The 14,217-nt window shown below is 36.9% G+C and carries 41 protein-coding genes; 37 read left to right on the top strand and 4 right to left on the bottom strand.

All coding sequences use genetic code 11. The features are described 5' to 3' along the window. Positions 1-12: 12 nt before the first annotated feature. The 4 genes from HMPREF0877_RS10175 to HMPREF0877_RS08980 form a co-directional block, all read right to left on the bottom strand. Complete coding sequence (locus HMPREF0877_RS10175; protein WP_002829057.1) at positions 13-177, bottom strand: hypothetical protein; 165 nt, start codon at positions 175-177, stop codon at positions 13-15. Positions 178-454: 277 nt separating this feature from the next. Continuing rightward, positions 455-1,027 (bottom strand): hypothetical protein, encoded by a 573-nt coding sequence (locus HMPREF0877_RS08990; RefSeq protein ID WP_002829056.1) that lies wholly within the window; start codon positions 1,025-1,027, stop codon positions 455-457. 52 nt (positions 1,028-1,079) lie between these two features. After that, positions 1,080-1,487, bottom strand: coding sequence for an ImmA/IrrE family metallo-endopeptidase (locus HMPREF0877_RS08985; protein ID WP_002829055.1), 408 nt, complete (start codon positions 1,485-1,487; stop codon positions 1,080-1,082). After that, the gene (locus HMPREF0877_RS08980) at positions 1,484-1,813 is read right to left on the bottom strand and encodes a helix-turn-helix domain-containing protein (protein WP_002829054.1); all 330 of its coding nucleotides are present in this window, start codon (positions 1,811-1,813) and stop codon (positions 1,484-1,486) included. Before HMPREF0877_RS08980 ends, HMPREF0877_RS08985 begins: the two co-directional genes overlap by 4 nt. A gap of 224 nt (positions 1,814-2,037) precedes the next feature. On the opposite strand from HMPREF0877_RS08980, the gene HMPREF0877_RS08975 reads away from it, so the two are divergent. The 37 genes from HMPREF0877_RS08975 to HMPREF0877_RS08825 all read left to right on the top strand — a co-directional run bounded on the left by HMPREF0877_RS08975 (position 2,038) and on the right by HMPREF0877_RS08825 (position 13,989). Beyond that, entirely contained in the window at positions 2,038-2,253 is a 216-nt protein-coding gene (locus HMPREF0877_RS08975) for a hypothetical protein (RefSeq protein WP_002829053.1), read from the top strand. Further along, positions 2,243-3,244: a BRO family protein gene (locus HMPREF0877_RS08970; RefSeq protein WP_002829052.1), complete on the top strand. Its 1,002-nt coding sequence runs from the start codon at positions 2,243-2,245 to the stop codon at positions 3,242-3,244. Before HMPREF0877_RS08975 ends, HMPREF0877_RS08970 begins: the two co-directional genes overlap by 11 nt. Before the next feature lie 189 nt (positions 3,245-3,433). Next, entirely contained in the window at positions 3,434-3,619 is a 186-nt protein-coding gene (locus HMPREF0877_RS08965; RefSeq protein ID WP_002829051.1) for a hypothetical protein, read from the top strand. Then, positions 3,609-4,073, top strand: a complete 465-nt coding sequence (locus HMPREF0877_RS08960; protein WP_002829050.1) for a hypothetical protein — start codon at positions 3,609-3,611, stop codon at positions 4,071-4,073. Before HMPREF0877_RS08965 ends, HMPREF0877_RS08960 begins: the two co-directional genes overlap by 11 nt. Positions 4,074-4,086: 13 nt before the next feature. Beyond that, positions 4,087-4,245 (top strand): hypothetical protein, encoded by a 159-nt coding sequence (locus HMPREF0877_RS10170; RefSeq protein WP_207634884.1) that lies wholly within the window; start codon positions 4,087-4,089, stop codon positions 4,243-4,245. Then, positions 4,223-4,399: a hypothetical protein gene (locus HMPREF0877_RS10165; RefSeq protein ID WP_002829048.1), complete on the top strand. Its 177-nt coding sequence runs from the start codon at positions 4,223-4,225 to the stop codon at positions 4,397-4,399. Before HMPREF0877_RS10170 ends, HMPREF0877_RS10165 begins: the two co-directional genes overlap by 23 nt. Then, entirely contained in the window at positions 4,396-4,722 is a 327-nt protein-coding gene (locus HMPREF0877_RS08955) for a hypothetical protein (RefSeq protein ID WP_002829047.1), read from the top strand. Before HMPREF0877_RS10165 ends, HMPREF0877_RS08955 begins: the two co-directional genes overlap by 4 nt. Next, complete coding sequence (locus HMPREF0877_RS08950; RefSeq protein ID WP_002829045.1) at positions 4,706-4,996, top strand: hypothetical protein; 291 nt, start codon at positions 4,706-4,708, stop codon at positions 4,994-4,996. The genes HMPREF0877_RS08955 and HMPREF0877_RS08950 overlap by 17 nt, the downstream gene beginning before the upstream one ends. Further along, positions 4,986-5,165 (top strand): hypothetical protein, encoded by a 180-nt coding sequence (locus HMPREF0877_RS08945; RefSeq protein ID WP_002829044.1) that lies wholly within the window; start codon positions 4,986-4,988, stop codon positions 5,163-5,165. The genes HMPREF0877_RS08950 and HMPREF0877_RS08945 overlap by 11 nt, the downstream gene beginning before the upstream one ends. Then, complete coding sequence (locus tag HMPREF0877_RS08940; protein ID WP_002829042.1) at positions 5,162-5,398, top strand: hypothetical protein; 237 nt, start codon at positions 5,162-5,164, stop codon at positions 5,396-5,398. The genes HMPREF0877_RS08945 and HMPREF0877_RS08940 overlap by 4 nt, the downstream gene beginning before the upstream one ends. Before the next feature lie 109 nt (positions 5,399-5,507). Beyond that, complete coding sequence (locus tag HMPREF0877_RS08935; RefSeq protein ID WP_002829039.1) at positions 5,508-5,795, top strand: hypothetical protein; 288 nt, start codon at positions 5,508-5,510, stop codon at positions 5,793-5,795. Continuing rightward, positions 5,796-5,954 (top strand): hypothetical protein, encoded by a 159-nt coding sequence (locus tag HMPREF0877_RS10160; RefSeq protein ID WP_002829037.1) that lies wholly within the window; start codon positions 5,796-5,798, stop codon positions 5,952-5,954. Beyond that, positions 5,955-6,257: a hypothetical protein gene (locus HMPREF0877_RS08930; protein WP_002829036.1), complete on the top strand. Its 303-nt coding sequence runs from the start codon at positions 5,955-5,957 to the stop codon at positions 6,255-6,257. Between the two features lie 8 nt (positions 6,258-6,265). Next, positions 6,266-6,454, top strand: coding sequence for a hypothetical protein (locus HMPREF0877_RS08925; RefSeq protein ID WP_002829035.1), 189 nt, complete (start codon positions 6,266-6,268; stop codon positions 6,452-6,454). 35 nt (positions 6,455-6,489) lie between these two features. Beyond that, complete coding sequence (locus HMPREF0877_RS08920; RefSeq protein WP_040761163.1) at positions 6,490-6,687, top strand: hypothetical protein; 198 nt, start codon at positions 6,490-6,492, stop codon at positions 6,685-6,687. After that, positions 6,687-6,854: a hypothetical protein gene (locus HMPREF0877_RS10155; protein WP_002829033.1), complete on the top strand. Its 168-nt coding sequence runs from the start codon at positions 6,687-6,689 to the stop codon at positions 6,852-6,854. Before HMPREF0877_RS08920 ends, HMPREF0877_RS10155 begins: the two co-directional genes overlap by 1 nt. Beyond that, positions 6,844-6,984, top strand: coding sequence for a hypothetical protein (locus tag HMPREF0877_RS10150; protein ID WP_002829032.1), 141 nt, complete (start codon positions 6,844-6,846; stop codon positions 6,982-6,984). The genes HMPREF0877_RS10155 and HMPREF0877_RS10150 overlap by 11 nt, the downstream gene beginning before the upstream one ends. After that, positions 6,968-7,309 (top strand): hypothetical protein, encoded by a 342-nt coding sequence (locus HMPREF0877_RS08915; RefSeq protein WP_148529128.1) that lies wholly within the window; start codon positions 6,968-6,970, stop codon positions 7,307-7,309. Before HMPREF0877_RS10150 ends, HMPREF0877_RS08915 begins: the two co-directional genes overlap by 17 nt. 61 nt (positions 7,310-7,370) lie before the next feature. Next, positions 7,371-7,568, top strand: coding sequence for a hypothetical protein (locus HMPREF0877_RS08910; protein ID WP_002829030.1), 198 nt, complete (start codon positions 7,371-7,373; stop codon positions 7,566-7,568). Beyond that, on the top strand, positions 7,556-7,795 hold the full coding sequence (locus tag HMPREF0877_RS08905; protein WP_148529127.1) for a hypothetical protein: 240 nt from the start codon (positions 7,556-7,558) through the stop codon (positions 7,793-7,795). Before HMPREF0877_RS08910 ends, HMPREF0877_RS08905 begins: the two co-directional genes overlap by 13 nt. 59 nt (positions 7,796-7,854) lie before the next feature. Further along, entirely contained in the window at positions 7,855-8,070 is a 216-nt protein-coding gene (locus HMPREF0877_RS08900; RefSeq protein ID WP_002829028.1) for a hypothetical protein, read from the top strand. After that, positions 8,057-8,254 (top strand): hypothetical protein, encoded by a 198-nt coding sequence (locus HMPREF0877_RS08895; RefSeq protein ID WP_002829027.1) that lies wholly within the window; start codon positions 8,057-8,059, stop codon positions 8,252-8,254. The genes HMPREF0877_RS08900 and HMPREF0877_RS08895 overlap by 14 nt, the downstream gene beginning before the upstream one ends. Next, complete coding sequence (locus HMPREF0877_RS08890; protein WP_148529126.1) at positions 8,226-8,474, top strand: hypothetical protein; 249 nt, start codon at positions 8,226-8,228, stop codon at positions 8,472-8,474. Before HMPREF0877_RS08895 ends, HMPREF0877_RS08890 begins: the two co-directional genes overlap by 29 nt. Beyond that, positions 8,455-9,000 carry a thymidine kinase gene (locus HMPREF0877_RS08885; protein WP_002829025.1) on the top strand — a complete coding sequence of 182 codons (546 nt, stop codon included), beginning with the start codon at positions 8,455-8,457 and terminating at the stop codon, positions 8,998-9,000. Before HMPREF0877_RS08890 ends, HMPREF0877_RS08885 begins: the two co-directional genes overlap by 20 nt. Next, positions 8,984-9,184 (top strand): hypothetical protein, encoded by a 201-nt coding sequence (locus HMPREF0877_RS08880; protein ID WP_002829024.1) that lies wholly within the window; start codon positions 8,984-8,986, stop codon positions 9,182-9,184. Before HMPREF0877_RS08885 ends, HMPREF0877_RS08880 begins: the two co-directional genes overlap by 17 nt. Beyond that, entirely contained in the window at positions 9,184-9,399 is a 216-nt protein-coding gene (locus tag HMPREF0877_RS08875; RefSeq protein WP_002829023.1) for a hypothetical protein, read from the top strand. Before HMPREF0877_RS08880 ends, HMPREF0877_RS08875 begins: the two co-directional genes overlap by 1 nt. 2 nt (positions 9,400-9,401) lie before the next feature. Continuing rightward, complete coding sequence (locus HMPREF0877_RS08870) at positions 9,402-9,899, top strand: hypothetical protein (RefSeq protein ID WP_002829022.1); 498 nt, start codon at positions 9,402-9,404, stop codon at positions 9,897-9,899. Beyond that, positions 9,899-10,807 (top strand): RNA ligase family protein, encoded by a 909-nt coding sequence (locus HMPREF0877_RS08865; RefSeq protein ID WP_040761161.1) that lies wholly within the window; start codon positions 9,899-9,901, stop codon positions 10,805-10,807. Before HMPREF0877_RS08870 ends, HMPREF0877_RS08865 begins: the two co-directional genes overlap by 1 nt. Next, entirely contained in the window at positions 10,797-11,135 is a 339-nt protein-coding gene (locus tag HMPREF0877_RS08860) for a hypothetical protein (RefSeq protein ID WP_002829020.1), read from the top strand. The genes HMPREF0877_RS08865 and HMPREF0877_RS08860 overlap by 11 nt, the downstream gene beginning before the upstream one ends. Then, positions 11,135-11,794 (top strand): hypothetical protein, encoded by a 660-nt coding sequence (locus HMPREF0877_RS08855; protein ID WP_002829019.1) that lies wholly within the window; start codon positions 11,135-11,137, stop codon positions 11,792-11,794. The genes HMPREF0877_RS08860 and HMPREF0877_RS08855 overlap by 1 nt, the downstream gene beginning before the upstream one ends. Continuing rightward, entirely contained in the window at positions 11,794-12,027 is a 234-nt protein-coding gene (locus tag HMPREF0877_RS08850; protein WP_002829018.1) for a hypothetical protein, read from the top strand. Before HMPREF0877_RS08855 ends, HMPREF0877_RS08850 begins: the two co-directional genes overlap by 1 nt. Positions 12,028-12,086: 59 nt before the next feature. After that, positions 12,087-12,227: a DUF1737 domain-containing protein gene (locus HMPREF0877_RS10030; RefSeq protein ID WP_002829017.1), complete on the top strand. Its 141-nt coding sequence runs from the start codon at positions 12,087-12,089 to the stop codon at positions 12,225-12,227. Positions 12,228-12,295: 68 nt separating this feature from the next. Next, positions 12,296-12,544: a hypothetical protein gene (locus HMPREF0877_RS10280; protein WP_002829015.1), complete on the top strand. Its 249-nt coding sequence runs from the start codon at positions 12,296-12,298 to the stop codon at positions 12,542-12,544. Next, complete coding sequence (locus HMPREF0877_RS08840; RefSeq protein ID WP_040761159.1) at positions 12,516-13,139, top strand: hypothetical protein; 624 nt, start codon at positions 12,516-12,518, stop codon at positions 13,137-13,139. The genes HMPREF0877_RS10280 and HMPREF0877_RS08840 overlap by 29 nt, the downstream gene beginning before the upstream one ends. After that, positions 13,127-13,462, top strand: coding sequence for a hypothetical protein (locus HMPREF0877_RS08835; RefSeq protein WP_002829013.1), 336 nt, complete (start codon positions 13,127-13,129; stop codon positions 13,460-13,462). Before HMPREF0877_RS08840 ends, HMPREF0877_RS08835 begins: the two co-directional genes overlap by 13 nt. A 4-nt stretch (positions 13,463-13,466) precedes the next feature. Next, on the top strand, positions 13,467-13,712 hold the full coding sequence (locus tag HMPREF0877_RS08830; protein ID WP_002829012.1) for a hypothetical protein: 246 nt from the start codon (positions 13,467-13,469) through the stop codon (positions 13,710-13,712). A gap of 1 nt (position 13,713) precedes the next feature. Further along, positions 13,714-13,989 carry a hypothetical protein gene (locus HMPREF0877_RS08825; RefSeq protein WP_040761157.1) on the top strand — a complete coding sequence of 92 codons (276 nt, stop codon included), beginning with the start codon at positions 13,714-13,716 and terminating at the stop codon, positions 13,987-13,989. The last annotated feature ends 228 nt before the right edge of the window (positions 13,990-14,217 follow it).

Genomic DNA, 14,217 nt, shown 5'->3' with positions numbered 1-14,217 from the left:
ACAAAGCATCGCTTATTGTTTGTCTTGCTTGGTGTGCTCGTTACCACCAACGATATAAATCGTGTAAGCAGCGACGAAATGCAATGCAGCGAGAATTAATTCACCAGTGCTACCAGTTATAAATAACATAGCAAAAGCGAACAAGAATTCTCTAAAGATAAATGAAATTCCTGACATATCGTATGCTCTCCTTTCGTTGGAGATAGTACATAGATGGCTAATCTATGTACTAATTAGTATAGCATAATAATTGATGATGGTTGACAGGTATAACAGTTGTGTTATTATTTATGTATAGATAAATGAAATTCATAGAATATATTGTATGTTCGATGTTAGTTGGATTAGTGTAGTTGGCTACTATGCTGGTTTGTTTGTTTGGGTTGTCGTGGGTCGACAGCTCTTTTTTATTACAATTAAAAACGCACTCGATTAATTTCGGGTGCGTTATTTTTTATGGTTCGATTAGTTTACCTGAGTTTGTGACGGTGTAGTAACCCATGTTGGCTTTGTATGTTTTAATTACTTTTTTAGATGTGGGCTCTGATAAAAATTCCGTCCCAGCAAATATCATATACTTTCCATTTTTATCGTCCATGTCTGGGACAAACATAGTCTTGAATTTACCATCATGTACAGTAGTTGCAAAAGCGTTTTGATTTACGTCTACTTTGTTTATCATTTGTTGAGAAGTTAATCCGTCTGCTTTGTGTGAATATGTAGCGCCCATTCCAATTCCTTTAAAATAACCAGACGAAACATCTTGTTTAATAACAACTAGCGACCCGTCAGGAGCTTTAGTTTTCCCTTCAATATCACGAACTCCTTTAGCATAGCCACCTTTTAATGCGGGCGGATTAGCAGCTGGTACATCTTTAGTTATTTTAACCTTATACAAATCGTGCCCATTTACCGTCGCAAATTTCTTTGTTTGGTTGTTATTCACTGCCCACATTGATGTGAATACGATCGCTACTATAACGATTAGCCCGATGATACTAGAAATGATTACCTTTTTGTGTTTCATTGCCCATTACTCCTTAGCTTTTATCGTGGATCAATTATTGCACGTATGTATTTTAAACAGCTAATATAGCGTCCTTCACCATGTTTTCCATACTAGCTGGTAAACCGAATTCATTCATAAAATTAATGTAGTTACGATATTCTAAAGGTGTATCAGTGTATAGATACTTGCACAACATCTTTAATGCATTGATATTGGCTTCACGTTCTGCGTCACGATTGCTTCCAATTGAAAATGAATAGATTGCATCTGAAAAACGTGATCCAAATATTAAATGAGATAACTCATGCGCAAGTCTAAAAGCCACATCAACTTTTGTAGCATAATTCTCGTTAATAATAATTGTATTAATTGCTGGAATACATTTGTCGCTTTCATATTCGTCTAGCTGGTCAGTAACAATAATAGTGATACCGTTCACGTCAGCTAGATATTGTAAGTAGGTCATTACATTTTTCATTTATGTGTTTCCATCTCTAAAATTCTTTCTAATATGTCGCGAGTTTCATCTGATACTGGTTTGCCGTCGTATGCAAGTATAGGGGCGTTCTTAATGTCCAATTGATTATCGTTTTGATTTGAATACATATCATCTGTATTGCCTAATAGATAATCTGCTGACACACCAAGTATTTTTGCCACAGCATTCAGATTGTCGGCAGAAGGACTCTGCGTTTTCCAACTATATAAAGCATTCTGAGACATGCCAGCAGCGATAGATAAATCACGCACACTTTTAAAATTTCTTTTATTAGATAAATCAACTACACGTTCGTATAAAGACATAAAAAAATCCTTTCAAATCAATATACACATAATTAAGTGTAAAAACATTGCACGACACATTATTGTGTGTTATATTAATTTATGTACAAAGCTACTTGTTAGTAAGAACTGCTATTTAATCAACCGTTTCCGCCAAGATACGTTATTAAAAGTTCTTTATGTGTATATTATAACACATAATTATGTGATTGCTAACAATATGACTACATTATTGGAGGTTTTTTATGGAACAGGAAGTTCTGGATCGTGTTGGTACGTTAAAAGGAAAAATGTTTTCCGTTCAATTGCATCAAGACGAATTGTTATATCACATCGGTGTGAACAATACGACGTTTGCACGAGTTCAAAAAGGAATTGCATCAAAGGAAAAGACTAATGAAGTTCTAAGTAAAGCAGAAAGTTACGTCAACGAATTATGGGAGGCTCGTCATGAACAATGAGTTACAAGTTCTAGGTTTTGAAGGTAAAGACGTCCGCCAGGTAATGATTGATGATGAACCATGGTTCGTTGGTAAAGATGTGGCTGAGGTATTGGGATATGCGAAAGCAAAAGATGCTGTTGTAAAGCATGTTGATAATGAAGATAGAAAGATGGGACCCCAAGTTGGAGCCCCATCGATAACAGACAGCCTTGGCCGTGAGCAATATCCAATCTTCATCAACGAGTCAGGTATCTACTCAATGATTTGGGACGCATCAAAGCAATCACGTAACCCACAAATGAAAGAGCAAGCCAAGAAATTTAAGCGCTGGCTAACGACCGAAGTCTTACCCGACATTCGTAAGCATGGTGCTTACATGACTGAGGAAGTGTTGCTAAGTCCTGAAACATTAATTCGTGTGGCAACCGACTTAAAGAACGAACGTGCATTGACTGCGAAGTTACAGGAAGACGCAAAGGTTGCCTTAATCATGGAAGGCAGCAAGGAAAGCATGGGCGTGTCAGCATTTGCGAAAGTGTTGAATAAGGAATACGGAATTAAGATTGGTGAGAAAAAGTTATACCAATGGTTCCGTGATAACGGTTGGGTATGCACAACAAAACGTGGTGATAATTATAACTTACCTACATCTAAATCACTTGATTTTGGATATATGGAAGTTAAAGAGACACTTTATACTTACCAAATAGTTAGCAATAACAAGGTAAGCCGTACAACTATGATTACTCCTAAAGGTCATAATTACTTTGCCAAGAAATTGAAATCTGAATATGTTAGTCCAGCAGTTGCGATTGGAAATAATGTTAATAAATATCGTTTAGAACGTGGGTATTCAATGAATGAATTAGCAAGACGTTCAGGGCTGTATGTAAATAATATTTTTAATTACGAAAACGGACGTACAACTCCTAGATTAGAAACTATTTTCAAACTATCAGATGCCCTAGACGTTTCGATCGAACAACTAACTGGTGAAGCACATGGATAGATTAAAAATAAATAATCACATGAACTATCTAAGCAATATGCTTTCAGTTCATGTACTGGTTTTGTCGATTATCAACCTAGTATTACTGTTTACAGGAAACGTATTCGTCATTATCCTTTCACTCATTAGTATTGTCCTATCAATTTTCTGGGCAGCCAGAGCGTTCTTATATAGAAGGAAAATAAAAAAATGGTTCAACTATTAATTAAAATGTTTGTGGAAATATTGATTTGGTTCGTTCCAGTGTTCCTGCTAGTGTATTTGCTACCTTATATCAAACGTGTGATTTACTGGGGCATCTACCAGCTAGTTCGATTCTTTGGAACAGAGGAGCAAGCAAATCGTATCGGAGAGGTATTGTTGTATGGGCATTAAACGAATTGAACTGTATGATTTTTCTGATCATGCAGTGGAACAAATGGAAAGTCGTTTCAAGACGAAACGAAGCGGTTGGAAAAATTGGCTGATTAACTTTAACGAGAATGCAGAATTAACTCGTAATCAAAAAGACGGCTGCCAATTGTGGACAAGTGGTGAAGTCGGTATGGTAATTAACCCAGCACAAAAAGTAATCGTTACGGTTATGCATGTATTTGGTAATGATTTTCCTGATAGATTGCGTAAAGATTTAGATGGTGTAGCCGAAGATTTGCATAAAGAAGCTGACACAGATTTGCTTGAACAAGCAAAAGTTATTGGTACGCATTTAAATTACGGTAAGTTAACGGTTGATGATGTAAAAGACACTACTGAAATGTTGGATAACGTATGGGCGGATTACGTTGCATATACAGATGGGCTAACAGCGTTGACTAGCTATGCGGAGTAGAGAAGAGAATGATTTGTTCAACCAGATGCGTATGTATAAAGCAATTGGTATGAACGATGAAGAAGCAATGCGGTTGCTAGGTGTGAGCGAATACGCTTATAAGTATCACTACCTACACAGATACAACCAAATGAAGGAGTATGAGTCAGATGAATATAACCGTGAAGATTGAAAGCAACGGTCGTCCTGCTGATGAGTTGGCAGACGAAGTGATAAACATTGTGGATAGAGATTACGTTCACATGTATTCGAAAATTAGTAAGTTAAAAGGTTTGATGTACACAGGTGATTTTAAACGAGCAAAGGCGTTGGTGGACAGTTTATGATTTGGTTTTTTGGGTTATCAGTCGCGGCATTAATAGTAATTATTGCACTGTTCTGGGGAACATTTTTTGGTATTGGAGATTACATTTTTTGCGTAATCGTGTGGCTATTCATTGTTGGCGTGTTGATTGTGGTCGGAACGGCGTCATCAACTAATGCTGGTAACACTAGCAAAAAATATAACAACGACCGTTATCAGGTCACGGTAACTACCAATTACAGATACTGGTATGGCGATAAACACTACAAGTTTAAAAATGACAAGCGAATTGTTATCTATGATTCAAAGAAAAAAGAGGTTGTTAGAAATGAAGAAATTAATTGATGTGCCGTTCGATGTAGAAACGATTTCATATTCAAATGGTAATGGTACGTTCACTAACGTTAAGGTTGCTGATTTACCAGAGGGTGCGGAAAAGAAATATGTTATTACCAGTGACGATGAACTATACGTTAGTCGATTAGATGGGGCATATATTATCAGTGATGAATTTGACCGTCGCAAAAGCGTGTTAGATAACCGAGAGGCACACTATGTGATTGGTAAATTAGACGAGTTTGGTTTCGTATTGGAGGACGCTGATACGTATGAATACTAGCCTGTATATTGTATACGACACTGATGATTTACCTATTATGGTGGGTAGCAGAATTGAAGTTGCTGATTGGTTAGGTATTAAACTAGGTTCCTTTGATTCAGCAGTTAGTCGTATCAAGACAGGCAAGCGTGAATCGGTCAGAGGGAATTATAAGGTATATAAGATATGAAAGAGATTAAAACAATCAGTTTACGTGAGCAGGTGTATGTCCACGGTAAATATCCAGCAGTTACGTTTACGGTTGGCGAACCGGTGTTCAAAGAATTCACATTGAAGGAATGGATTAATGGATCAGTTGTTACGGATATTGATAACTGGTTAGACGATACTTTTAGAGTAACTACTGTACACAATTTTGTGCTTATCCCAAACGAAAACATTGCAGGAGTGGAGTACGAATGACTAAATACGTTGTCTACGAAGATAATATTCCGTTCGACTGGGGTATTGATTTAAGCGAACTACTTAGTCGATACCATGATAAGCGGTATGAAATTCGGGAGGTTGAGGAATGACGTTTGATGAGGGCATGGATTTATTACTAGAAAACATTCCAACTAGAAAGACAGAATTAAGAGTGTTAGCTATCTATGTTATTGACAATTTTAAATTAACTTATACGCCAACTATCAAGATGTCTAAAGAAGAGAAGGCTTTATTATTAACCCAAAAAGAAACTTCTAGTCTTACAGGTTTTCTTGATTTCATACTTTATTCAGATGAACTATATGGTCATTTAACTGATGAAGAATTAGCACAAGCGTGGTTGCACCCAGAGTGCGTAAAGGTGGTTGAATAAATGGATAATAAATTTGTGAAAGTTGAATTATCACAGTTTATGGTAGCTGCGATTATGCAAAAGTTTGCTTTGTATGACGAAGATGGAGATTTAATTACCGATGCCGATGAGTATGGATCAATCGTTGTGGAAGGTCAGTTGGTGGAGGGTGACGAGTAAATGAAAATTGAAATTACAAACGAGATGATTGCCAATTGGTTGGAGACACATAAGGAAGACTACCAAGCGATCATTAATAAAAAGATTGATCGAGCAATTAAAGATGCAATTAACCAAGCGTTTAATTCAAATCGTTGGGAACGAAAAGATGGTTCGGCATTTGCCATTGTTGATAAGCAAGTGAAATTGGTTATTAACAAAGCTATCGAGAGTTGGGAAATTGATACCGAGGATATTAATCGTAGGCTGTTGAAGCAAATTAATACTAAGGTTAAGCAAGCAACAATCGACATTAAAATTTAGGTGATGGTATGCGAAATGAAACTCTTGATATCGAATTAGGATTTGGTGTGGCAAAAATTGAAACTTTAGCCACTGTGCCAAACGATTATTTAAACAAATTAATTCAGTTAGAAGACGTCATTCAAGGATTTATCGACAATGACGAAGGTATTTCTGCAAGTGAGTTAAAAGAAACCGTGAAAGAAATCGGGTTGTAGATATGTACAAACTAACGACAGAGGAATTCCGAAATATGTGGAGAGATTCAGAAGGACTTGTTGATCGTGCTGGATATATGGAAATGAATATGATTTTATTCGATTACGTTTACGAATATCCGCGAGACGAATACAACCGCTTGCATGATGGTGGTCTGCACACGATTACGGAAGTTGATGATGCAGTGCATGAAATGATTGCACACGATACGAATGTAGTGAGGTTAGTGTAATGGCAGAACATGTAACTGTTAAATTAGACACAAAGTTAGTTATGGAAGGTGACGATGAAGTGTTTTATTCAGAAGTCGCTGAACTATTAAAAGACGGATATAAGATACAACCAATCAAGACAGCAGTACTAGCTAAAACTACTGAGGTTGATAGTTATGAACGCTAAAGATACACAACAAATATTCGCAGACTTTTCTACCTATTTAAATACCGGCGAGGTAACGGTTGAATATGCGAACGGATTTATTGATGGTGCATTGGCTGTACTGGAGGCGGTGAATGATGACGGAAAATGATAGTTACAGAAATAGTATCGACGATAAATTAACAACTGCTACTACTGAAACACAAAAACTCAGCCAACGCTTGGACGTGAACGATGGTAAATTAACGGTAGCTACTACTGAAACACAACGACTTCATAGTCGTGTAGATGAAACTGACAGCAGGGTTACTAAGTTACAAGATGATGTGGGTAAACACACTGAATTGTTCGTCGGCGTTACCGATACATTCAAGGCGGTCAGTAATAAACTCAACGACCATGATGAAGCGTTCCGACTAAACAACATCTTACTCGGACTGACAATGATTATCGCAATCGTAGGTCTGTTCACATGAAAGCAGCATTGTGGTTATCAATCATACTGCTAGTGATCGTTGTGTTAATCGGGTGGTATCTATGAACAAGAAAAACGGTAAGGCAGAACACCAGTACCAAGTATTCAAAGCAGCTTGTGATAACAACCACGGTGAATTATCCAGACCGTTATTATACGCCAAGATTGCTAAGGAACTAGGCTGGTATTACAAGAATAAATTATATGAAGATGAGTTTCAGGGACGTTACCGGAGGGAGACAGGGAAGTGGATATATTAATGAGTTTGCTAGTTGCTAGTGTAGTTACAGTTATAGCAGTAGCAATATACATTAGTTTAGACATGCCATATAAACCAACAGCCGACAAAAAACGTAAAGAAATCATTGATTGTTTGTGGCATGAGATTAGGGATTCTGTTAGTAATCATATCTATACAAAATACAGTGGTTTAACAACAGACGAAATCCGTAAAGTGTTTGAGCCAAAAGGTTACACCGTTACATAAGATGAGATTAAATGGTAGGTTAACGTTAACGTATACGTTAATGTAGCAGGAGGTTAACTTTGAAACGAGTACGAATTGAGTTCGATAAAATCACTGACGTTCCAGAAGTATGGTTAGACGGCAAGAAAGTCAGCAAAGGATTAGCTACTTTAAAAATTGATTGGAACACTAACACTGTAACGCTAAAACCAAAGGCATATAAATTGGAATACTTCGATAAGCATAGCGGTGTATTAAAAATAACTGGAGAGGCAAATAATAATGATTCAATTTAAAGAGTTATATAACCTAAAGATTTACACAACCAGTGGATCATATCAAATCATTAACAAAATTTATGGTCGTGATATATCACAAATGTTAAATCAACTAGCAACACAAGGTTATTCAGATTATGAAGGACAAATATTTTTCCGAGGTGGTGTGGAACGTGTTGAATATAAACGTGACGGAGAGTAAAGAAATTTATATCAACGATACGAAGGTATCACTATTTGAAAATTACGGTTACGTGGCAATTGATATGGCAAACCTATTGTTTCCAGAAACGGTAATCAGTATGCTGCACAATAATTTCATTATCGATTTTAATGATTACCGAGATTATGGTGTGGACACTGGATATAAATTGCTTGTACCAGAAGGGAAATATAAATTAAATGGCTCAGTTATTTTATAAATACGGCACAATGGCGAGCGGTAAAAGCATTGAGATATTAAAGGTTGCACATAATTACCAGCAACAAAATCGACGTGTGCTACTAGCAACCAGTAGCGTTGATACACGTTATGGAATAGGGAAAATCACGTCACGTATCGGTATGGAAAGCGATGCTTATGCAATTGGCATGGACGAAGATTTATCCCAGCTAAATACTGACGGCTATGCAGCAATCTTAATTGATGAGGCACAATTTTTGACACGTAAGCAGGTGGTTGCACTGGCAAAAATTGTGGATACAAATGATATACCAGTGATGTGTTTCGGGTTAAAGAATGATTTCGATAATTGTTTGTTCGAAGGTTCGGAAGCGTTGCTAGTATTTGCCGATAAGATTTCAGAGATGAAAACAATTTGTAACTATTGTGGACACAAGGCAACTATGAATAAGCGATTGTCAGATAGTACAGAACAGATTGTTATTGGCGGTGACGACGATTACGTACCAGTATGTAGGAGACATTATTATGAAACTAACCTATAAAGACCTTTTGTATTACCAAACTGCATGGGCATTGGAAGTTGCAGACTTAGATAAAGACGTTATTGTCGAGCGTTTCCACATGGCTATGGAGGAATTCACTGATGAAGATAAAGTGTTAGAAGTCGGTAATAAATTTCGCAAGTTTTTAAATGTCGCACAAGAATTAGATGAGGAGAACAATTAATGAATCATAAACAAGCCGTAGCATATATGGTCGTAGATTTCGACAACCTAGTTAACTTGTCATTACAAGATGACGAAACAATTGCTAAGAAAATCAAATTGTCCACAATGTTATTAAATCTTGATGATCCAGATGAAGATGATAGCCGTGCGGCATACGGTCCATTAATGCGTGTGTTGGGTATTGCTAAGCAGTTAGATGAAGAGGCTGAGTAATTATGGAATTAAAAGTTAAATGTAAGTCATCAGGCGTAGATGTGTGGTCAGGAGTTTGTGATTACACAGTTACTCCAAGTATTCATATTCATGTTTATGGCAAATACAATAACGGTCATGAGTATAACGCAATAATTCCATGGTCTCGTATGGCTGATCCACAAGATGTTTTGAACCAACTAAAACTTATTAAATCTAATGACATCTACGTAGCAGAAACTGGTTTTCCAGGTGGACGCACGTATGAAGGCGTAACGTCTTGCACAGTTGTTGAAGGTAAATACATTTCGTTAATGGCTAATGTGGATAGCAATTTCAGTTATGGCGTTCGCTTGGAATGGGACACGATGAAAGATCCACAATCAGTTATTAATCAATTAAATAACAAGGATATTCCAGTGGGACATGCTATCAATTCATACGATAACTGCGAACCAGATGCTGCAAGCGTTGGTGATGTATGGTTCACTGGTCACAGCGTATGGCGAAAGGAATCGTAATGAAATTTCTAAAATATCCATCATTAACTAATCACTATAAAGTTGACGAACGTAATTTTGAATTGAATGAACTGATGTATGCTACTGAAAAAGTAGACGGATCAAACGTTTCTATCACAATCGATATGGCAACTGGTGAGTATAAGTTTGGTAAGCGGTCAGGATTTATTAAAGATCCAGACGAAAAACCTTTCAATGTGTTACCTGATTTAATCAGTCATGAAGATGTTGATACCATGCGTGAAGCAATTGATTTTATCTATGATAGTAAGATTGTTGAAGCACATATCTATGGGGAGTTATACGGAGATAAAATTCAACGATCAAATTATGACGTAAAAGGTAAAGCAGTTGTGTTATATGATGCGATTCTGATTGTTGAAGATAAATTTTTGCAACCTGACCTTTATGACTTACAAGCAATAGTTAATGATTTCATGGTTGAAACGGTTAGTGAACCACAACCATTGGGAGAGTTATTAAAACAAACACCTAGCGAAAAATCATTATACGGCGGTATCAGCGAGGGGTTAGTATATAAACCATTTAAAGCTAGTCTGTACGATAGCAATGAACTGGAACACTACCGAGTAGTTAAACACAAGACTGATAAATATCTTGAAGTGCGACACGTACCTAAGAAACATAGTCAACCTCATGAATTATCAGCGTTGGCAATCGATGTTGAGCGCTATGTAACTGATAATCGTGTCATGAATGTATCATCACATGGTATTGAGTTGGACTTTAAAAACTTTGGTGAATTAAGCAAAGCTGTAAAGGCTGACATTATTAAAGAATATGTTCGTGATGAAGGTGTATCACAAGAATTAGTTGAGCCAGTAGTAAACAAGGAATTAAACAAGCAGATTTCCACAGTGATTAGAGGTGTGATCAATGACAGATAAAGCAATCGCTAAGTTAATCGACACCATAAACAGCGGCGCACAAAACATGCCAAGTATGGTTGATACAATGGTGCATCAATACGTAGTTGCACATTATGTTGGAGCAATTATCTATGCTGTAATTACTGTTATCTTAATTTCAGTAGCTCACACATTATATAAAAGAGGCGTGGCAATAGATAGTGATGAAAGTTATGCCGATGGTGAGGCACATTATGTGGTGGCAATGGGGTTACTGCTAGTAGCAGTTGTGACAATAATTATATCATCATTCAATATTATGGACGCATTAAATCCAATATATTCAATTATTAGGAGTATGAGTTAATGACAGATAAAGCATATATCGTGGTGAATGAAGAGCAAGAACATGAAGTGCTAGAACAATTTGAAAATCAAGGATACATTTGGTTTGGCGGAGGTGAAAAACCAACTGAATGGACTCCCACTAGTAAGGTGGCCTTAGGCGCTTTTCCGTATGCACTACTTGATGATGGTGAACTTAGTTGGTGTTATATGTCGCAATTAGATAATCAAAAAATCGTTTATGACGGACGAAAGGAAAGCAAGATGAAGATTAGCAAGGAAGTATATTATGCGTTGGTGGAGTGGCGAGACAACCATGAATTGCAAACAACTTTTATTAGCGGGTCAGATTTGTTTCATTTTCCTCACAAAATAGTTGAATGGGTAAAAGATACTAATACATTATTTGATAACCGAAATCGTTTAATCGCCATTCTACAATGGTTAAACAACAAAGATATATTCGAAGTTGAGAAACCTAAGAAGTGGGTGGTTCGGAGTAAAGAGACTGATTTAGACAATAACCGTTTGTATGTTGAAATTGAAAACCATGAAACTTTAAAATATGATGTACCAACACTTGCTCAAGATGTTCCAGAAAACGCCACAAAATTTGATACCAAAGAAGAAGCCGAAAGCTGGGCTAATGCTCATCAAGAAGTGGTGGAGGTAGAAGGATAATGGAACTTGATGGTTTTCGTAATTATATTAACAGACAATTGAAAAATGCCAACAGCGAACTCAATTATTGTATTCGTGGGTTACATGGTGATTTAGAATGCAATGATGATAACCCAGATACGTCATCTGAAGAGTGGTCAGATAGTATTGATTATGCAGAACGAGATATTGAAGAACTAGAAAACGCTAAAAAGATATTAGATAGATTTGAGACATTTTTGGAGGCAGAATAATGAGTATTAACGACGACGGAGAACTGGGCATTATTATCACTAAGTAAGGAGTTTGATTAATGAAATACGAATTACTTTGGGCACCTATGGTAGGTAGATTAAACGATGAAGTCAATGAATTAATCAAAGACGGTTGGAAATTGTATGGCTCACCATTCTCTGATGATCAGGCAGTGTATCAAGCAATGGTAAAGGAATAAATTATGGTACTAGATACACAAGTAGTGATTGATAAGTTGCATGAAGATACTTTGGAGGCAATAGATAATTGGACGAGTATTATCGTGGCATAGAAAAAGTTAGCAATGATGATTTCATTAGGTTGTTGCATGGCAATCGGAGTATCCAGTTAAAGAATGACTATGAAGTTGGTGACGAAATTCTTGTCGCTGGACCGTATGTAGTTGAAACAAAAATTAAAGGTAAATATAACGGCAAGTATAAAGTAAGCAAAGCTATCCGTGTGGATATTTATGGAGGTAACCACAATGGCAAAAACTGTGGGCGAAATGTTTAAAGATTTAAAGAAAGCAATCAACAAGCGTAAGGTGAGCGATGATGAAATTGATACGGTACTAGATAACATTGATCATTTGTTACCACAAGCAGAGGCGATTGGCCAAACAGCTATGACTGTTCAATTGAAAGCACAACAATCATTTGCACAACGTATGAAAGATGATATTGTTCCAGCTGGATTGCGTACGACAATCAGTTACGACCAGTTAGACAAGGCTATCCATAGTGCTGATGACTACGAAGCTGAACAGTTGTTAATGAAAACGTTAGCTGAGTATACGCGATTAATTCCTGATAAAAACATGGCAAAGATTAATGATGTGAAAGATTTATTCGACGACATCATTATCGTTTACACAGATCAATCAGGAACAGAGCGCAAGGTTGCTGACGATATTAAAAAAGAAAAAGACCCGATTGCATTTGGTATTATGCGTTATGCACACGATGAAAACATTCGCGGCATTCGTAATGGTGGTATTACTTCTGATGATTTGGTATTCATTACTGACTGGGTTGATGAGTATTCTGACTTAACGTTAGGTAAATTGCTGACTGAGTATGACATCAAGGCGAACACATGGCAGGAATAAAGCACGCAGATATTACCGAACATGGGACAGTTTCTAAATATTTTGATGAGCGGTTATCGAATCTCCGTAGCAGACCACAACCGAAATTTGGCGTCAGTGAGGTAACGATTACACCAATCAACGAAACGATCGTTACTAGTTTCCAACAAGAGGTACAACAGGTTATTGATGGACTGCGTTGTGAACGATGTGGTAAGGTGTTTGATTTCTTTGAACGCATGAGTGGCAATGGTGGTTTGTGCGAGGCGTGTGACAAGGAAATGGATAGAGAGTTCGGTGTAGTTAGAATTAACACTGACAGTATCGTATCAAGTGTGGGGTAGTACTATGTTAACAGCAGATGAAGCAAGAAAATTAAATCCGTTTATTGGTATCGAACAAGAGGTTAAAAAGGCTGCGTTACACGGATATGATTTTACAGTGTTTAAGTTTCCAACTAATTATTATGAGGAAGGCGACATTGATCCAATTAAATCTATGCTTATTCACAATGGGTATAAGGTGGATTTGAGTTCAGTATATGGCGACAATAAGCAGGCAGAGTTTATATTAAGAATTGATTGGGGTGAATAAAATGGAATTACTAACAGCCACCGAGGCAAATGAAAAGATAGTTAATAGTTTGGAATATAAGTCATTGCATAACCACATGTGGGCAGAAGTCGTTGATACAATCAATGAGGCCATTAACCGTGGTGATTCAAATGTTACTTATGATTCAGGTACAAATACGCAATTAGGAATACGCATTGTTAATAGAATAGAGGACAAATTGCGTAACAGTGGGTACATTGTTCATCGAGGATTTCAAGGTAAGTCAGAACTTGTGATCAGTTGGAATAACCTATGACAGCGTTAGCAACTATTATAGGTTGGATTGGGCTAGCCGGGATTGCATATGATTGGTTTAATTCAACCACACCATCGTGGATAGCGAGAATGTTTATGGTATTTATGCTGATAGTATCTACTGTTTGGTTGGTGAACGATTTAAATATATACAATATGCTACTGGTGGTTGGCTGGAGCACTCTGATAACATTTAAACAATAAAAAATAGCACTCGGCTTTAATTAGT

This window comes from Weissella paramesenteroides ATCC 33313 (genome assembly GCF_000160575.1).
GTDB classification, from domain to species: domain Bacteria; phylum Bacillota; class Bacilli; order Lactobacillales; family Lactobacillaceae; genus Weissella; species Weissella paramesenteroides.
The sequence above is the reverse complement of the archived record's forward strand: the minus strand, read 5'-3'. Positions and strand labels throughout refer to the sequence as shown.

Bases quoted from the DNA above. Each gene is read 5' to 3' on its own strand.
- HMPREF0877_RS10175 (WP_002829057.1), bottom strand. From the start codon at position 177: ATGTCAGGAATTTCATTTATCTTTAGAGAATTCTTGTTCGCTTTTGCT.
- HMPREF0877_RS08955 (WP_002829047.1), top strand. From the start codon at position 4,396: ATGATTTGGTTTTTTGGGTTATCAGTCGCGGCATTAATAGTAATTATT.
- HMPREF0877_RS08850 (WP_002829018.1), top strand. From the start codon at position 11,794: ATGGAACTTGATGGTTTTCGTAATTATATTAACAGACAATTGAAAAAT.
- HMPREF0877_RS08885 (WP_002829025.1), top strand. From the start codon at position 8,455: ATGGCTCAGTTATTTTATAAATACGGCACAATGGCGAGCGGTAAAAGC.
- HMPREF0877_RS08935 (WP_002829039.1), top strand. From the start codon at position 5,508: ATGACGTTTGATGAGGGCATGGATTTATTACTAGAAAACATTCCAACT.
- HMPREF0877_RS08970 (WP_002829052.1), top strand. From the start codon at position 2,243: ATGAACAATGAGTTACAAGTTCTAGGTTTTGAAGGTAAAGACGTCCGC.
- HMPREF0877_RS10165 (WP_002829048.1), top strand. From the start codon at position 4,223: ATGAATATAACCGTGAAGATTGAAAGCAACGGTCGTCCTGCTGATGAG.
- HMPREF0877_RS08830 (WP_002829012.1), top strand. From the start codon at position 13,467: ATGTTAACAGCAGATGAAGCAAGAAAATTAAATCCGTTTATTGGTATC.
- HMPREF0877_RS08930 (WP_002829036.1), top strand. From the start codon at position 5,955: ATGAAAATTGAAATTACAAACGAGATGATTGCCAATTGGTTGGAGACA.
- HMPREF0877_RS08910 (WP_002829030.1), top strand. From the start codon at position 7,371: ATGAACAAGAAAAACGGTAAGGCAGAACACCAGTACCAAGTATTCAAA.
- HMPREF0877_RS08965 (WP_002829051.1), top strand. From the start codon at position 3,434: ATGGTTCAACTATTAATTAAAATGTTTGTGGAAATATTGATTTGGTTC.
- HMPREF0877_RS10155 (WP_002829033.1), top strand. From the start codon at position 6,687: ATGGCAGAACATGTAACTGTTAAATTAGACACAAAGTTAGTTATGGAA.
- HMPREF0877_RS08880 (WP_002829024.1), top strand. From the start codon at position 8,984: ATGAAACTAACCTATAAAGACCTTTTGTATTACCAAACTGCATGGGCA.
- HMPREF0877_RS08855 (WP_002829019.1), top strand. From the start codon at position 11,135: ATGACAGATAAAGCATATATCGTGGTGAATGAAGAGCAAGAACATGAA.
- HMPREF0877_RS08990 (WP_002829056.1), bottom strand. From the start codon at position 1,027: ATGAAACACAAAAAGGTAATCATTTCTAGTATCATCGGGCTAATCGTT.
- HMPREF0877_RS08975 (WP_002829053.1), top strand. From the start codon at position 2,038: ATGGAACAGGAAGTTCTGGATCGTGTTGGTACGTTAAAAGGAAAAATG.
- HMPREF0877_RS10160 (WP_002829037.1), top strand. From the start codon at position 5,796: ATGGATAATAAATTTGTGAAAGTTGAATTATCACAGTTTATGGTAGCT.
- HMPREF0877_RS08940 (WP_002829042.1), top strand. From the start codon at position 5,162: ATGAAAGAGATTAAAACAATCAGTTTACGTGAGCAGGTGTATGTCCAC.
- HMPREF0877_RS08865 (WP_040761161.1), top strand. From the start codon at position 9,899: ATGAAATTTCTAAAATATCCATCATTAACTAATCACTATAAAGTTGAC.
- HMPREF0877_RS08825 (WP_040761157.1), top strand. From the start codon at position 13,714: ATGGAATTACTAACAGCCACCGAGGCAAATGAAAAGATAGTTAATAGT.
- HMPREF0877_RS08980 (WP_002829054.1), bottom strand. From the start codon at position 1,813: ATGTCTTTATACGAACGTGTAGTTGATTTATCTAATAAAAGAAATTTT.
- HMPREF0877_RS08895 (WP_002829027.1), top strand. From the start codon at position 8,057: ATGATTCAATTTAAAGAGTTATATAACCTAAAGATTTACACAACCAGT.
- HMPREF0877_RS10150 (WP_002829032.1), top strand. From the start codon at position 6,844: ATGAACGCTAAAGATACACAACAAATATTCGCAGACTTTTCTACCTAT.
- HMPREF0877_RS08915 (WP_148529128.1), top strand. From the start codon at position 6,968: ATGATGACGGAAAATGATAGTTACAGAAATAGTATCGACGATAAATTA.
- HMPREF0877_RS08875 (WP_002829023.1), top strand. From the start codon at position 9,184: ATGAATCATAAACAAGCCGTAGCATATATGGTCGTAGATTTCGACAAC.
- HMPREF0877_RS08920 (WP_040761163.1), top strand. From the start codon at position 6,490: ATGTGGAGAGATTCAGAAGGACTTGTTGATCGTGCTGGATATATGGAA.
- HMPREF0877_RS10030 (WP_002829017.1), top strand. From the start codon at position 12,087: ATGAAATACGAATTACTTTGGGCACCTATGGTAGGTAGATTAAACGAT.
- HMPREF0877_RS08985 (WP_002829055.1), bottom strand. From the start codon at position 1,487: ATGAAAAATGTAATGACCTACTTACAATATCTAGCTGACGTGAACGGT.
- HMPREF0877_RS08840 (WP_040761159.1), top strand. From the start codon at position 12,516: ATGGCAAAAACTGTGGGCGAAATGTTTAAAGATTTAAAGAAAGCAATC.
- HMPREF0877_RS08860 (WP_002829020.1), top strand. From the start codon at position 10,797: ATGACAGATAAAGCAATCGCTAAGTTAATCGACACCATAAACAGCGGC.
- HMPREF0877_RS08835 (WP_002829013.1), top strand. From the start codon at position 13,127: ATGGCAGGAATAAAGCACGCAGATATTACCGAACATGGGACAGTTTCT.
- HMPREF0877_RS08870 (WP_002829022.1), top strand. From the start codon at position 9,402: ATGGAATTAAAAGTTAAATGTAAGTCATCAGGCGTAGATGTGTGGTCA.
- HMPREF0877_RS08925 (WP_002829035.1), top strand. From the start codon at position 6,266: ATGCGAAATGAAACTCTTGATATCGAATTAGGATTTGGTGTGGCAAAA.
- HMPREF0877_RS08945 (WP_002829044.1), top strand. From the start codon at position 4,986: ATGAATACTAGCCTGTATATTGTATACGACACTGATGATTTACCTATT.
- HMPREF0877_RS08950 (WP_002829045.1), top strand. From the start codon at position 4,706: ATGAAGAAATTAATTGATGTGCCGTTCGATGTAGAAACGATTTCATAT.
- HMPREF0877_RS08960 (WP_002829050.1), top strand. From the start codon at position 3,609: ATGGGCATTAAACGAATTGAACTGTATGATTTTTCTGATCATGCAGTG.